This is a genomic window from Thermomonas carbonis (genome assembly GCF_014396975.1).
Lineage (GTDB): Bacteria > Pseudomonadota > Gammaproteobacteria > Xanthomonadales > Xanthomonadaceae > Thermomonas > Thermomonas carbonis.
Map to the genome: position 1 here is coordinate 1,321,413 of NZ_CP060719.1, position 14,982 is coordinate 1,336,394.

Sequence of the window (14,982 nt, forward strand, 5' to 3'; positions counted from 1 at the left end):
TATGATGCAGGCCGTGACTCGCAACCCACCCGATGATTGCTCTGGATCAAGCATGCAAGCGCAGGTCATCGCCCTGCAGACGGTGCTGGTCGTCGAAGACGATCCGATCGCGCAGGTGCGTGCAATCCGCCTGCTGCGTGAGGTCGCCGGCGATGCCGTGCAGGTCGATGTGGCCGGCGATATCGCATCGGCGCAGGACGGTCTCGATGCCGGCAAACGCTATGACCTGGCGCTGGTCGACATGCAGTTGCCAGACGGCAACGGCATCGACTTCATCGCCTGGATGCGCGCGCAGCGACCGACCTTGCCGGCAGTCGTGGTGTCCTCGTGGGCGGAGGAGGAGACCATCCTCGCCGCCTTGCGCAATGGCGCGATCGGCTACCTGCTGAAGAACGCCGAAGACATCGAGTTGGCGATGCACCTGCGCAGCCTGCAACGGGGCGGTGCCGCGATCGACCCGATCATCGCGCGGCGCCTGCTGGAACTGATGCCGCAGACGCCGCCCACACCAGCGCCGCGCGACGACATCCATCTGTCCGCGCGCGAAACCGAAATCCTGCAATTGGTCTCGCGCGGGTTGAGCAACCGCGAGATTGCCGATGCGGTCTCGCTGTCGCGGCTCACCATCGAAAGCCACGTGCGCAACATCTACCGCAAGCTGGCGGTCGGGTCGCGCACCGCCGCGGTGTTCGAGGCGCAATCGCTGGGCCTGCTGCATTGATGCGGGCAGTCGCGGGTTTGCTGGTCGGCCTGCTGCTGGCCTGTGCGGGGTGTGCCCAGCGCGTGGACGACAAGACGCCCGCACCTGTGCTGATCGAGCGCGCGGAGGCCGTGCGCGGCGACTGGCAGGACAGCGCGCCACCCGCGAGCGGCTGGACGCCGGTCGCGTTGATGGATGTGTGGACCACGCGCTGGCCGGGCCACGACGGCGTGGTCTGGTATCGCGTCCGTTGGCAGCAGGCCGATGCGACGATGCCGACCGGGTTGATGATCGATTACATCTGCATGGCCGGCGCGATCTACGTCAACGGCAGCCTGGTGTCGCGCGATCACTCGCTGGTAGAGCCGCTGTCGCGTGCATGGATCGCCCCGAAATACCTGCTGCTGGACGCGCCCTTGCTGAGGCAGGGCGAGAACGAGTTGCTGGTGCGGGTGTCCGGCCTCTCTGCCTATCAGCCGGCGTTCGGCACGGTCACGGTCGGCGACCCGGCACAGGTGGAAGCGATGTATCGCAGCGACAAGCGCGTGCGCTTCGACCTGCAGATGCTGGATACCGCCATCGGGGCGGTGCTGGCGGCCGTGTTCGGCCTGTTCTGGCTCCTGCGGCGGCAGGACACGACCTACGGCTGGTACGCCGCCGGCGGTCTGTTCGGGATGCTGTATGGATTGAACTGGGTCGTCGCCAGCCCCTGGCCGTTCCGCACCACCGATGGCTGGCAGGCGTTCATTGCCGCCTGCTACGTGGCGCTGGCCGCCTGTTACGTCATCTTTCTGCTGCGATTTGCCGATCGGCGATGGCCGCGCATCGAACGCAGCCTGCTTGCGCTGGCCGCACTGGTGTTCGCGCTGGCCCTGCTGCTTCCGTCGCTCATGGGGCCGCAGCGCGACCTCTACGTCGTCCCGATGATCGCCTTGCACTATCTGGCCAGCGTGGTGTTCATGGTCTGGGCGTTGCGCGTTGGCGGTACTGCGCAGAAGGTGCTGGGGCTGTGCATCTGCATTCCGTTGCTGATCGCGCTGCACGATTTTGGCGTCTACATCGGTGCGATCCGTGGCGATGGATTCGTCGGATCCTTCGCTTCGCCGATCATGCTGCTGGGCATGGGCTTCGTGCTGGCGCACCGCTTCGCGACCACGATGAAGCGGGTCGAGGGTTTCAACGTCGAATTGCGCAGCGAAGTGCACGCAGCCACCTCGCAGCTTGCGGACACGCTCAACCGGCAGCATGCGCTGGAGCTTGCGCATGGCCGCGCGGGCGAACGCCTGCAACTGGTGCGCGACCTGCACGACGGCTTCGGCGGCACCCTGGTCGGCGCAATCACCCGCTTGCAGCAGGCCTGCATCGATACACCGAAGGCAGAGGTCGTCGACCTGCTCAAGGAGATGCGCGACGACCTGCGCCTGGTGATCGATACCACCGCGCAGGAACACGCGGAACTCGCTTCGTTGATTGCCCCGTTGCGACATCGCGCCACGCGCCTTTTGGAAGCCGCCGACATCGAGGCCCACTGGCAGATCGAGGGGATCGACGGCTTGCATCTGGAGCCCGCCCGGACCCTGGACCTGCTGCGCCTGTTGCAGGAAGCACTGACCAATGTGTTCAAGCACAGCCGCGCCAGTCGCGTGTATGTGCGCATCGTCCGCGAAGGTGATCGCCTGCACCTGCAGGTGGCCGACGATGGCGTGGGCATGGCCGATGCGGTGGCGTCGCCAATCGCGGGTGGTGGTGCCGGCATGTCCTCGATGCGGTTGCGCGCGCAGCGGCTGGGCGGGGAGCTGCGGATCGAGCAGCGCAAACGCGGCACCGAGCTGCATGTGGACATGCCGCTGGCCGCCTGACGCAACATCGCCGCCGATGCGGCCGGTACCCGACTACCTGATTTCGTGGATGTTCAAGCCCTCTGCACCGCCGTAGCGTGATCGCGGGGACGTGCCTGTGCACGCCGATCGGGAATCGCGATGACGACACATGCATGGATCTGGATGGGTTTGCTGGCACTGGTGTTGCCGTTGGCCGCGGCGGCCGGCGAGGGCAGTGCCACGCCCATCAGCGTGACCGAAGGCAGTAGCCGGGTGGTGGCGGTGACGGCTGGTGGCAACCACAGCTGCGGCCTCCGTGCGGACGGCAGTGCGGTGTGCTGGGGCGACAATCTTGCGGGCCAGGTCCTGCCTCCCGCAGCCGGTGACCGAGCCAAAATGGCTGGTCCTTTTGTATCGCTCAGTGCCGGCCTGGACCACACGTGCGGCTTGAAATCGGATGGCACTGCGGCCTGTTGGGGCAGCAATGGCTGGAACAAGGCAACACCAGGTTCGAACAGCGGCTACGTTCAATTGGGTGCTGGCGATGACTTCACCTGCGGCCGCAAATCGAGTGGCAGTCTCGTCTGCTGGGGCCACTACAACCTGACGTCACCGCCATCGGCCGGGCGGCAGTTCATCGATCTGGCAACCGGTTCGGCACACGCCTGCGCGCTGATGGCGAATGGCAACGCATATTGCTGGGGCAGCGACACATCGGGGGAAGCGCCTGGTTACACATCGACCCAGTCTTCGAAGACCGGTCCCTTCCTGGCGCTGGCGGCGGGCAAGGCCTTTACCTGCGGGTTGAAGGCGAATGCCGAAGTGCAGTGCTGGGGTGCGGGTATTGGCGGTAACCCACCTGCCGGATCGTTCATCGCATTGGCCGCGGGCGATGCTCACGCGTGCGCGTTGCGCACGGATGGCGAGGCCGTCTGCTGGGGTGACAACAGTCAGGGCCAGGCACAGCCCGCAACCGGTGGTCCATTCCTCGCACTGGCCGCCGGCGCGGCGCATGCATGCGCGTTGCGGGCCGATGGCGCAGTCGATTGCTGGGGCAGGAACGATGAGGGCCAGCGCGTGGTGGCGACCGAAATGGGCGAAGCCGCATTCGGCCAGATCGCTGCCGGCAACGCCCATGCCTGTCAGGTGCTGCGTGATGGCCGCCTGGGCTGCTGGGGCCGGAATGACGCCCTCCAGGCAACCGTTCCCTCCGGCACCTACACCCAGGTTGCCGCAGGCGATACCCAGAGCTGCGCCATCGACAGCACGGGCACTATCGTCTGCTGGGGTGCAGATGCGGCGAACCTCGCCGCGGCATTCAGCGACAAGGCGTGGCGGTTGATCTCGATGGGCCAGTCGGGCGGATTGTGCGCGGTGCCGGTGATCGGCGAACTGGTTCGCTGCAGGACGCCAGCGGGCGTGGTCAGCAATCGTGCCGGCAAGCTCGGTGACAGCATCGTCGATGCGCCCGTTCGCACCATGACCTACGTATCGAATCCTGCGGGCGGCTTCTGCGCGGCCATCGCACCGGGAAGCACGACCAGCACGACAACCTACACAACCGGTTACTGCACCCCGGGAATCAGCTATCCGGGTGGGCGCTGGCAGTCGCTCGCATCCGGGCTGTGGCACACCTGTGCGGTACAGACCAACGGCGTCCTGCAATGCTTCGGTGCCTTCAGCCAGCAAACCACGATTCCCGCTCCCCACAACACCTACCTGTATCGCGCGGTCAGCGTGGGAACCAGCCACAGCTGCGCAATCCGCGACAACGGCAGCCTGTACTGCTGGGGCGATTCGACCAACGGAAAGTTGAATGCGCCACCCGGCACCTTCGTGCAGGTCGCCGCCGGCAACACCTTCACCTGTGCAATTCGCAGCGACGGCATCCGGCTCTGCTGGGGTGATAACGCCGCGGGTCAGGCGCCGCAGCTGAGCCTGCAACCAACGACCATCCAGGGCACCGCAGAAGCGGGCATTGCCTACCCGGCCACGACCTTCGGCCTGGTCGTGGCGAACGGCAACTATTCACCGCCCACGCCTGCCTACGGGGTGCTGTTCGGCAGCCTCCCGCCAGGTCTGACGCTCGCTGCGAACGGCAGCCTGAGCGGCACGCCAACGGCTGGCGGCGACTTCACTTTCACCGTGGAAGGTGAAGACGCCAACGGGCTTGCTGCACGTGGCACCTACACCATCAGCATCCCCATCGCCGACAGCACGCCGCCGGCGATCAGCTACACGCTCAACGGCATCGCCGCGCCGCCTGCATCGCCCGATGGCGGGAACGGCTGGTACGTGAGCGACGTGGCGGTGGCGTGGACGGTGATCGATCCGGAAAGCGGGATTGCCAGCAGCACCGGCTGCGCCGCCAGCACCCTGACCGGTGATGCCACGGGCGCATCTGCCAGCTGCACCGCGACCAATGGTGTCGATCTGGACGCCGCAGTCACCACGGTGCCGGTGAACATCGACGTCACCACGCCCACGATTGCCGTGAGTGCCGCACCTGCGGCCAACGGTTCGGGCTGGAACAACAGCGACGTGACGGCGAGCTACACCTGCACAGACGGCACCTCCGGCATCGCCAGCTGCCCGAACGACCAAGTGTTGTCCACCGAGGGCATCGGCATCGCCTCCACGTTCCAGACGGCGAAGGATGTGGCCGGCAATGTCAGCGAGGCCAGCAACGTGGTGACGGTGAACATCGACAAGACCGCACCGACCATCACCGCCGCGGCCACCACCGCGCCGAATGCGAACGGCTGGCACGACGGCGACGTCACCATCCGCTTCAGCTGCAGCGATGCGACATCGGGCCTGGCCAGTGCGTGCCCGGCCGATCAGACCCTGACCGGCGAAGGCACCGGCATCGCCAGTACCGCGCAGACAATCCAGGACACGGCCGGCAACAGCGGCAGCAGCAATGTGGTGATGGCCAACATCGACAGGACCGCACCGGTCTTGGCACCGACCTTGCCCGGCCTGATCCTGCAGGGCGGCAGCTACACCGCCATGGCCAACGCGACCGATGCGCTATCGGGCATCGACACGGCCAGCTGCACCCCGCTGGACACCAGCAGCGCAGGCACCCGCACGGCAACCTGCAATGCCACCGACAACGCCGGCAACACCGCTACGGCCACCGTCAGCTATACCGTGACGGGGTTGTACAGCTTCCAGTGGCAGCAGCCGCTGCTGCCGGTGCTGTACCAGGTCAGCCCGGGCCAGCGGATCCTGCTGCAGTTCCGCCTGGTGGGCACCAATGGCTGGATCACCACCCTGGACAGCGCCACCACCAGCAGCACGTTGATCACCTGTCCCAGTCCGTATGCGATGAACCTGGCCGCCTACCGGGGCAGTGCGATCGACCTGCAGCACACCAACAACGGGATTTATCGCAAGACCTGGGATGCGCCCGGCATCCAGGGCGGCCCGCAACTGGTTCCCGGCGGACAGCGCGGCAGTTGCTACCGGATGACCCTGGACATCAACGATGGCCAGAGCCACAGCATCATCATCAAGCTCAAGTAAGCGGACGCCCGCGTCGAACCGCATGGAACAGCCCGGCATAGCCGGGCTTTTTCATGGGCGGTGCGCAGGCGGGCTCAGGATTACATCCACACCAGACTGGCGATCGCCGCGCCGCTGATCGCGAAACCGAGCAGGGTCATGTAGGCGGTGCCCAACGCGAAATATTTCAGCAGGGTCATCGGCCAGCCCTGTCCGTAGACGCGCTTCTGCATCAGCAGCAGGTAGATCGGCATCCAGGTGATCAGCAGGCCGATGCACCAGCCCAGCAGATCGGTCGCCAGGCCGTTGGCCGGCACCAGTCGCTGCAGCGCCATGCAAGCGAACACCAGCAACAGGTTCAGGCTGAGAAAGGCATGACTGTGCAGCGACACCACCAGGTGTTCCATGTACAGCCGGCGCTTGAACGCATAGACCAGCTTCAACATCAGCGCGAAGATCGGCACCAGCACGAACAGCGCGGTCGGGATCGAACTGACGAAGGTTTCCACGTATTGCGCCGGCTCGGCCTTGATCCGCTTGATGTTCTGTTTTGCGCGGCCGATCTTCTGGTTGAACCAGCCATCGACGAACTTCGGCGCGCCCGGCACGTGCACCGGATTTTTCTTCTCGTCCCAGGCACCGTTCTTGCCGAAGCTGAAGGTGTCGTCCATCGCCGCTGGTGCCGGTTCTCCCTTTGCAGCGGCGTCGCGCAGCTGCTTGATGCGTGTCTCTGCAGTGCTGCGTGCCTGGTCGGCTTGCACGTCGAAGCCGACCTCGGCACCGCCCTTGCCGGGGCTGTCGGGGATCTTCGCCTTTGCGTCGTTGAATCGCTTGAGTGCTGCGTCGCGCCGGACGATCACCTCGGCTTCGGTCATCGCCGCGCCGATCTCGCCGGCCTCGGGATCGTTGATGTTGACGTCGAGGCCGTCGCCACTGTCGATCGCCAGCCGCGCCACGAAGAACGCCAGGATGCACAGGAAGAAGAACAGCCTTACCGGTGTGACGTAGCGCACCTGGCGACCGGCGAAGTATTCGGTGGTCAGGAAACCGGGCTTGGCGAACAGTGGCGGGATCGTGCGCAGCACCCGCGTGTCGATGTTGAACACGCTGTCCATGAGGTCGCCGAACAGATTGCCCAGTGGCCGCACCAGCCCCTTCACCGGCTGCCCGCAGGCGTAGCAGTGCGGGCCGTGCAGGGTCGAGCCGCAGTTGCGGCAGGCGGCCGGTGGCGGGGCGGCAGGGTCGGTGGCGGGCGTGGCGGTGTCGGCGGTTTCGTTCATGGGCTTCCTTCCATCGGTCGTTAAGATGGCAGCCCGCGCGCGCGCGCGCCAGCGCGCGGAGCGTCATCACTGTCTTCAGCTCGTCATTCCGGCGAAAGCCGGAATCCAGCTCCTGGCCATACATCGCAAATGCTGGATCCCGGCTTTCGCCGGCATGACGGCGAGAACCCACGCACCGCACGCATGTCCAATAGGAAAAACCCGCCGCGCTTCCGCGAGGAAGTCGCCCGCACCGCGCGCCTGGCCGCCCCGCTCGCGGCCGGGCATCTGTCGCATGGGCTGGTCGGCTTCGTCGACACCGTGGTCGCCGGCCACCATGGCACCGACACCCTGGCGGCAGTCGCGGTCGGCACGGCGATGTTCTGGTTGCCGATGATGCTGCCGATGGGCGTGCTGATGTCGCTGCCGCCGGCCGTGTCGCAGCTGGATGGTGCCGGTCGTCGCGGCGAGATCGGCCCGCTGTTTCGCCAGGCGCTGTGGCTGGCATTGGCGCTGGGCGTGTTGCTGTTCGGACTGATGACGCTGGCACCACTGGCGCTGGCCCCAATGGGCATGGCCACGGACATCATTCCCGGCGCGACCGATTTCATCCACGCGATCCGTTGGGGCATCCCGGCGTTCACCCTGTACCTGGCGATGCGCTATCTCAGCGATGGCCTGCACTGGTCGATGCCGACGATGGTGCTGGGTTTCGGCGGCCTGCTGTTGCTCGCGCCGCTGGGGTACGTGCTGGCCAATGGGCGCTTCGGCTTTCCCGAGATGGGCGCGGCGGGCCTGGGCATCGCCTCCGCGCTGATGTTCTGGGCGCAGGCGATCGCGTTCGCGCTGTACCTGTGGCGCTCGCGCCGCTTCGCCGACCTGCAGCTGTTCTCGCATTGGCAGCGCCCGCGTCGTGCCGTGCAGCGCGAGCTGCTGCGCACCGGCCTGCCGATCGGGGTGATGGTGGCGATGGAGGGCAGTCTGTTCATCGTCACGGCGCTGCTGATCGGCCGGCTGGGCGAACTGCCGGTGGCCGCGCACCAGATCGCGATCAACGTGGCCTCGATGTGTTTCATGATCCCGTTCGGCGTGGCCGAGGCCACCACGATCCGCGTGGGCCATGCGCTCGGCCGCGGCGATCGCCGCGGCCTGCGCTACGCGTATTTCGCCGGATTGGTACTGGTGCTGACCACGCAGACGATCTCCGCGATCGTGCTGTTGACCGGTAATCACGCCATCTCCGCGCTTTACACCAGCGATGCTGCGGTGGCCGCACTGGCGGCATCGCTGCTGCTGTACGCCGCGCTGTTCCAGTTCCCGGACGGCATCCAGGTGCTCTCCGCCGGTGCGTTGCGCGGCCTCAAGGACACCCGCATCCCGATGCTGCTTGCGATGCTGGCGTATTGGGGCATCGGCATGCCGGTGGGTGCTGGCCTGGGCCTGGCGCTGGGCTGGGGGCCGCGCGGGATGTGGCTCGGCCTGACCGCCGGGCTGACCGTCGCGGCATTCCTGATGGCGCGTCGATTCTTGCGCAGCAGCCTGCGTGTCCCCATCGTGTCCACTTCGCCATCGGTCACGGTGACCGACGGCGGATGAGCGTTTCACGCATGCCCGCTAGCATGTCCATGTCCACGCGCCGCATCGGCGTTGCCTTTCCCGGAGTTACCGCATGAACGAACCGCGCCGTCGCGGACCCATCGCCCGCATCGCCATCGGCCTGTGGGACACGGTCAATTTCACCCGCCGGCTGGTGTTCAACCTGCTGTTCCTGGCGCTGCTGGTCCTGGTGCTGGCGATGATGTTCGGCGGCGGCAAGCTGGCGCCGCTGTCCGAGCGTTCCACCCTGGTGATCGCGCCGGAAGGCCGGCTGGTCGAGCAGTTCAGCTGCGACGCGCTGAGCCGCAACATCGCCCGCGCCACCAACAGCAACGATTGCCGTGAAGTGCGCCTGCGCGACCTGCTGCGTGCGCTTGACGCCGCGCGCACCGACACCCGCATCGAGCGCGTGGTCCTGCATCTGGACGACCTGCAGCCCAGTGGATTCGCTTCGATGCGCGATGTCGCCGCGGCGATCGCCAAGGTCAAGGCGGCGAAGAAGCAGGTGGTCGCGTACGGCGACAACTACAGCCAGGGCCAGTACCTGCTGGCCGCGCAGGCCAACGAGATCTACCTGGACCCGATGTCGCAGGGCGGGGTGATGCTGGAAGGCCTGGCCTCGTACCGCCAGTACTTCCGCGAGGCACTGCAGGACAAGCTCGGCGTGGACATGCACCTGTTCAAGGTCGGCGAATACAAGTCCGCGGCGGAGCCGTACATCCTCGATGCGGCATCACCGGAATCCAAGGAAGCCGACCTGTTCTGGATGAACGACCTCTGGCAACGGATGCTGGCCGATGCCGGCAAGGCGCGCGGCATCGCGCCGGCCGCGCTGGCCGCGCAGGCCGACGCGCTGGCCGAACAGGTGAAGGCGGTCAATGGCGACCTTGCGCAGCTGGCACTCAACCAGAAGCTGGTCGATGGACTGAAGACCCGCGAACAGGTCGAGGACCTGCTCGTCGAACGCGGCGTGGCCGATGACGGCGCCGCCGGTGGTTTCCGCCAGGTCGCGCTGGACACCTACCTGCAGCATCTCGATGGCGCGTTGCCGCAGGCCGATGCGCGTCCGCAGGTCGCGGTGGTGGTGGCCGAAGGCGGTATCGCCGGTGGCGAGCTGCCGCCGGGCCAGGTCGGTGGCGAATCCACCGCGGCGTTGCTGCGCGATGCGCGCGACGACGACAACGTGAAAGCGGTGGTGCTGCGGGTGAATTCGCCGGGCGGCGAAGTGTTCGCGTCCGAGCAGATCCGTCGCGAGGTGGCCGCAATCAAGGCGGCCGGCAAGCCGGTGGTGGTATCGATGGGCGATGTCGCCGCGTCCGGCGGTTACTGGATCAGCATGAACGCGGATCGCATCTACGCCGACCCCTCGACGATCACCGGTTCGATCGGCATCTTCGGGTTGTTCCCGACCATCGACCGCAGCCTGGACAAGATCGGCGTGCATACCGATGGCGTGTCCACCGCGAAATACGCCGGCGCATTCGACATTACCCGTCCGCTCGACCCGGGCGTGGCGACCACCGTGCAGGCGGTGATCGAGAAGGGCTACCGCGACTTCACCGGCAAGGTCGCGCAGGCGCGCGGTCGCAGCGTCGAGCAGATCGATGAAGTCGCGCGCGGTCGCGTCTGGAGCGGCGCGCAGGCCAAGGAACGCGGCCTGGTCGATGTGCTCGGCGGCCTGGACGCCGCGCTGGCCGATGCCGCCGCGCGCGCCAAGCTGGGCAAGCCGGACGCCTGGCAGGCGCGCTACATCGAGGACAGCGCCACGCCGTTGTCGCAGTGGTTCGGCGGCATGCTGCAGAGCCGCGCCGGGCTGTCGCTGTTGCAGGCGTCCGGCATCGGCGAGCTGGTGCTGGCCCGCCAGTTGCAGGCGCAGGCACCGCTGCGTTTCATCGAGAACGCGTTGCGCAATCGTGGCAATGTGCGGGTCACGCCGCTGGCCTACTGCTTCTGCACCGTGCAGTAGCCGTTCCTGGATGTGCAAAGACGACGCGCCGCACCTGCGGCGCGTTGTCGTTTGCAGAACCGCGGATCCTCAGCGACGCACGTCCAGGCGCTCGCCGTTGACCAGTGCCATGACCTCATCGATGCCGAGGGTGCAGGCGTCGCCCGGCAGGTAGTGCTTGAGCACGCCGCTGGCCAGGCCGAAGGCCAGGCTGTCGGCATCGTCCATCGCCGACAACACCCCGTGCAGCACGCCGGCCGCGAACGCATCGCCGGCACCGATGCGATCGACGATCCCGGCGAGTTCCATCGATGGACAAACATGCAGCGCGCCATCACGGGTGGCCATCAGCGCGCCCAGCCGGTGGTGATCCACGCTGGATTGCGTGCGGGTGGTGCAGGCGATCCGTTGCAGGTGCGGGAACGCGGCAAACGCAGCGCCGGCCGCCGTGGCGAAGCGCGTCTGCGGATCGTCCGCCTCGAACGTGGTGCCCAGCACCAGGCCGATGTCGCGATGATCGGCGAACGCGATGTCGGCCTGGGCGAACAGGCCGCGCAGGATCGTCGGCGGGTCGCTGTCCCAGGCCGCCCACAGCTTGGCGCGGAAGTTGCCGTCGAAGCAGACCAGAGCGCCGTGCGCACGTGCCGCGCGTGCGCCATCCAGTGCTGCCTGCGCGGTGCCGGGCCCCAATGCGGGCGTGATCCCGGACAGATGCAAAAGCCGCGTGCCGGCGACCAGCGCGGGCCAGTCGTGGCTCTGCGCTGGTGCGTCCGCGAAGGCGGAATGCGCGCGGTCGTACAGCACCTCGCTCGGTCGTTGCCCGGCCCCTGTCGTGTAGAAATACAGGCCCATGCGCCCGGGTGCGAACGCCAGCGCCGTGGTGTCCACGCCGTTGCGCCGCAACTGGTCGCGCGCCGCGCGGCCCAGCGCGTTGTCCGCCAATGTCCCGGCCATCGCCACTGCATGACCGAACCCGGCCAGCGCCACTGCCACGTTCGCTTCGGCACCGCCCACGTGCACGTCCAGATGCGGCCGTTGCAGCAGCAATTCGTTGCCTGGCGCGGCCAAGCGCAGCAGGAGTTCGCCGAAACACAGCACCCGATCCGTCATCACCCACTCCCTGTTTGAGGTTGCACCTTACCGGCCGTTGCGCACTGCAGCATGCCTTGTCGTCCGGCTTTTGCTACGGTTTTGACCAGCGGTGTCATTTTCGCCGCTCGGAACCTAAGCAACTGCGCCTGCCACGTCAAGGCACGCATCAAAACAATCGCTGACCCGGGAGGGGATTCAGATGCGCCGCACTACGAACAACAGAAAGACACCGGTTTCCATCCTGGCGGCGTCGATCGCCATCGCGTTGCACATGGTGCCTGCCACCGCCCTTGCCCAGGACGCCGCGGCAGCCCCGCAGACCGCGACGGACGACAAGGTCACCGAGCTCGACACCGTGCAGGTCGTCAGCAGTTATCGCGCCAGCCTGGAAAAGGCGCTCGACATCAAGCGCAGCGAGAAAGGCGTGGTCGATGCGATCGTGGCCCAGGACATCGGCAAGTTCCCCGACCTCAACCTGGCCGAATCGCTGCAGCGCATCCCCGGCGTGGTGATCGCGCGCGATGCCGGCGAAGGCCGCAGCATCACCGTGCGCGGCCTCGGCCCGCAGTTCACCCGCGTGCGCCTCAACGGGCTGGAAGCGATGAGCTCGGTCGGCAGCAGCGACGGCCAGGGTGGTGCGAATCGCGGCCGCGGCTTCGATTTCAACGTGTTCGCGTCCGATCTGTTCTCGCAGCTGATCGTGCGCAAGACCGCCTCGGCCGATGTCGAGGAAGGTTCACTGGGTGCGACCGTGGATCTGCGCACCGGCCGCCCGTTCGACTACGACGGCTTCACCGCGAGCGCCAATCTGCAGGGCAGCTTCAACGATGCCGCCTCCACCACCAGCCCGCGTTTTGCGGGCCTGGTGTCCAACAGTTGGGCGGATGGCAAGTTCGGCGCGTTGGTCTCGCTGGCGTATTCCGAGCGCCAGACCCTGGACGAAGGCACCGGCACCGTGCGCTGGGCGGGCGGCACCACCAACGGCGGCTTCAGCCCGCTCTCGCCGTACCAGCCCGCACTTGCGTCAGACGTCTACGCGCCGCGCTTCCCGCGTTACACGCTGCAGGAACACGACCAGAAGCGCCTGGGCATCACTGCTTCGCTGCAGTTCAAGCCCGCGCCGGACACCTTGTTCACCCTCGACGCGCTGTATTCCAAGATCGACGCAGTGCGCGACGAGAAGTACATCGAAGCGAATGGCCTCAGCGCCAGCGGGACCACCGGCAAGCGGCAGATCCTGGTACGCGATGGCGTGATCGAGAATGGCGCACTGGTGTACGCACTGATGGATGACGTGGACATCCGCTCCGAGAGCCGCCACGACGAATGGACCACCACGTTCAAGCAGCTGAGCCTGGACGGGGAGCACCGCTTCAGCGACAGCTTCCGCGTGACCGGCAAGATCGGTACCTCCAAGTCCGATCACAGCAACCCGGTGCAAGCGACGGTGATGATGGACAAGCTGAATGTCGATGGTTACAGCTACGACTATCGCGGCAATCCCAACCTGCCGGTGTTCGATTACGGATTCGATCCCACCGATCCGGCGGGCTGGAACCTGTCGGTGATCCGCCTGCGCCAGAACGAGGTCACCAACAGCTTCGACACCGGCCAGTTGGACTTCGAGTGGTCGCTGAATCCATCGCTGACCCTGCGCGGTGGCATCCAGGCCAAGAACTACGCGTTCGGCTCGAAAGAGCGCCGTCGTACCGGCGCGGAAACCGTGGTTCCGACCTTCAGCGGCGGCACCGTCGCGGTGCCGGCCGACATGACCGAACTGGCCAGCCTGAGCGGCCTGCAGGGCTCGCCCAACGATTGGGTGGTGCTCAACTTCGCCAAGATCGCGGAGACGTTCGGCATCCTCAACGGCACGGGCATCTTCGCACTCGACAACTTCGCTGCCAGCGATCAGGCCGTCAGCGAGCAGGATCGCGGTGCCTACGTCATGGGTGAGTTCAACACCGACCTCGGTTCGATCCCGTTCTCCGGTAACGTCGGCGTACGCTACGTGCGCACCAGCCAGACCTCGTTCGGCATCGCCACCACGCGCGTCAACAACGTGTCGGTGTTGACCCCGACCACGGTGGAAAGCGAGTACAGCGATGTGCTGCCCTCGATGAACCTGGTCGCCGAAATCCGCCCGGATTTCCTGGTCCGTTTCGGCGCGGCCAAGGTGATGTCGCGGCCCCCGCTGGGCAGCCTCAGCCCCGGCGTGACCGTGAGCGTGAGCGGTTCGGCAAAGACCGTCACTGCCGGCAACCCGTTGCTGGAGCCGGTGCGCGCCAAGACTGCCGACCTCGGTTTCGAGTGGTATTTCGATGAAGGCGCGATGCTCGGCCTGGGCCTGTTCTACAAGGACATCGAGAGCTTCATCCAGAACACCCGCGAATCGCGCCCGTTCAATACCAGCGGCTTGCCTGACGACATCCTGGTGGGCACGGGTGCCAGTCCGACCGACGACTTCCAGTTCACCGTGCCGCTCAACACCCCGGGCGGCGAGCTGACCGGATTCGAGGTCAACTACACCCAGCCGTTCACCTTCCTGCCTGGTGCGTTGAGCAACTTGGGCATGCAGTTGAATTACACGTATGTCGATTCGAAGATCCAGTACCTGCTCACCTCCGGTGCCTTGGCGCAGAAGGAAGACTTGACCGGCCTGTCGAAGACCTCGTGGAACGCCACCCTGTACTACGAGGGCGATCGTTTCTCGGGCCGCGTGTCGGCGACCAACCGCGCCGACTACCTGATCCAGGTGCCGGGCAGCGAAGTCGGCTTCAACAGCGATGCCAGCGGTGTGCATGGCCAAAGCGGCACCACGGTGCTGGATGCGTCGATCCGCTACAAGATCAACGATCATTTCGAGGTCAGTCTGGAAGGCAGCAACCTGACCAACGTGGCGCAGGAATCGTGGGTCGCCAACCCGGCCCTGCAGTTGCCGCTGGAATACAGCAAGGCCGGCCGCCAGTACCTGCTGGGCCTGCGCTACAAGTTCTGATCCATGCGGACACCCGGCCGGATGGGGATCCGGCCGGGTCGTCCTGGCAACAATCATCACGATTT

Annotated in this window: 8 protein-coding genes; 6 read left to right on the forward strand and 2 right to left on the reverse strand. The window is 66.3% G+C overall.

Annotated elements, in window-relative coordinates:
• Positions 1-52: 52 nt before the first annotated feature.
• The 3 genes from H9L16_RS06030 (at position 53) to H9L16_RS06040 (ending at position 6,051) form a co-directional block, all read left to right on the forward strand.
• On the forward strand, positions 53-721 hold the full coding sequence (locus tag H9L16_RS06030; RefSeq protein ID WP_187553637.1) for a response regulator: 669 nt from the start codon (positions 53-55) through the stop codon (positions 719-721).
• Positions 721-2,559 (forward strand): sensor histidine kinase, encoded by a 1,839-nt coding sequence (locus H9L16_RS06035; RefSeq protein ID WP_187553638.1) that lies wholly within the window; start codon positions 721-723, stop codon positions 2,557-2,559. The genes H9L16_RS06030 and H9L16_RS06035 overlap by 1 nt, the downstream gene beginning before the upstream one ends.
• A gap of 120 nt (positions 2,560-2,679) precedes the next feature.
• A complete protein-coding gene (locus H9L16_RS06040) occupies positions 2,680-6,051 on the forward strand; it encodes a putative Ig domain-containing protein (protein ID WP_187553639.1) in 3,372 nt (1,123 codons plus the stop codon).
• A gap of 80 nt (positions 6,052-6,131) precedes the next feature.
• Here H9L16_RS06040 and H9L16_RS06045 read toward each other — a convergent pair whose 3' ends face one another.
• On the reverse strand, positions 6,132-7,310 hold the full coding sequence (locus tag H9L16_RS06045) for a DUF3667 domain-containing protein (RefSeq protein ID WP_187553640.1): 1,179 nt from the start codon (positions 7,308-7,310) through the stop codon (positions 6,132-6,134).
• Between the two features lie 183 nt (positions 7,311-7,493).
• Between H9L16_RS06045 and H9L16_RS06050 the strand changes: the two genes are divergently transcribed.
• Positions 7,494-8,885 carry an MATE family efflux transporter gene (locus tag H9L16_RS06050; protein ID WP_187553641.1) on the forward strand — a complete coding sequence of 464 codons (1,392 nt, stop codon included), beginning with the start codon at positions 7,494-7,496 and terminating at the stop codon, positions 8,883-8,885.
• Between the two features lie 73 nt (positions 8,886-8,958).
• On the forward strand, positions 8,959-10,851 hold the full coding sequence (gene sppA, locus H9L16_RS06055) for a signal peptide peptidase SppA (protein ID WP_187553642.1): 1,893 nt from the start codon (positions 8,959-8,961) through the stop codon (positions 10,849-10,851).
• 69 nt (positions 10,852-10,920) lie between these two features.
• Here sppA and H9L16_RS06060 read toward each other — a convergent pair whose 3' ends face one another.
• The gene (locus tag H9L16_RS06060; RefSeq protein ID WP_187553643.1) at positions 10,921-11,943 is read right to left on the reverse strand and encodes a sugar kinase; all 1,023 of its coding nucleotides are present in this window, start codon (positions 11,941-11,943) and stop codon (positions 10,921-10,923) included.
• Positions 11,944-12,121: 178 nt separating this feature from the next.
• On the opposite strand from H9L16_RS06060, the gene H9L16_RS06065 reads away from it, so the two are divergent.
• Complete coding sequence (locus tag H9L16_RS06065; protein ID WP_187553644.1) at positions 12,122-14,917, forward strand: TonB-dependent receptor; 2,796 nt, start codon at positions 12,122-12,124, stop codon at positions 14,915-14,917.
• The last annotated feature ends 65 nt before the right edge of the window (positions 14,918-14,982 follow it).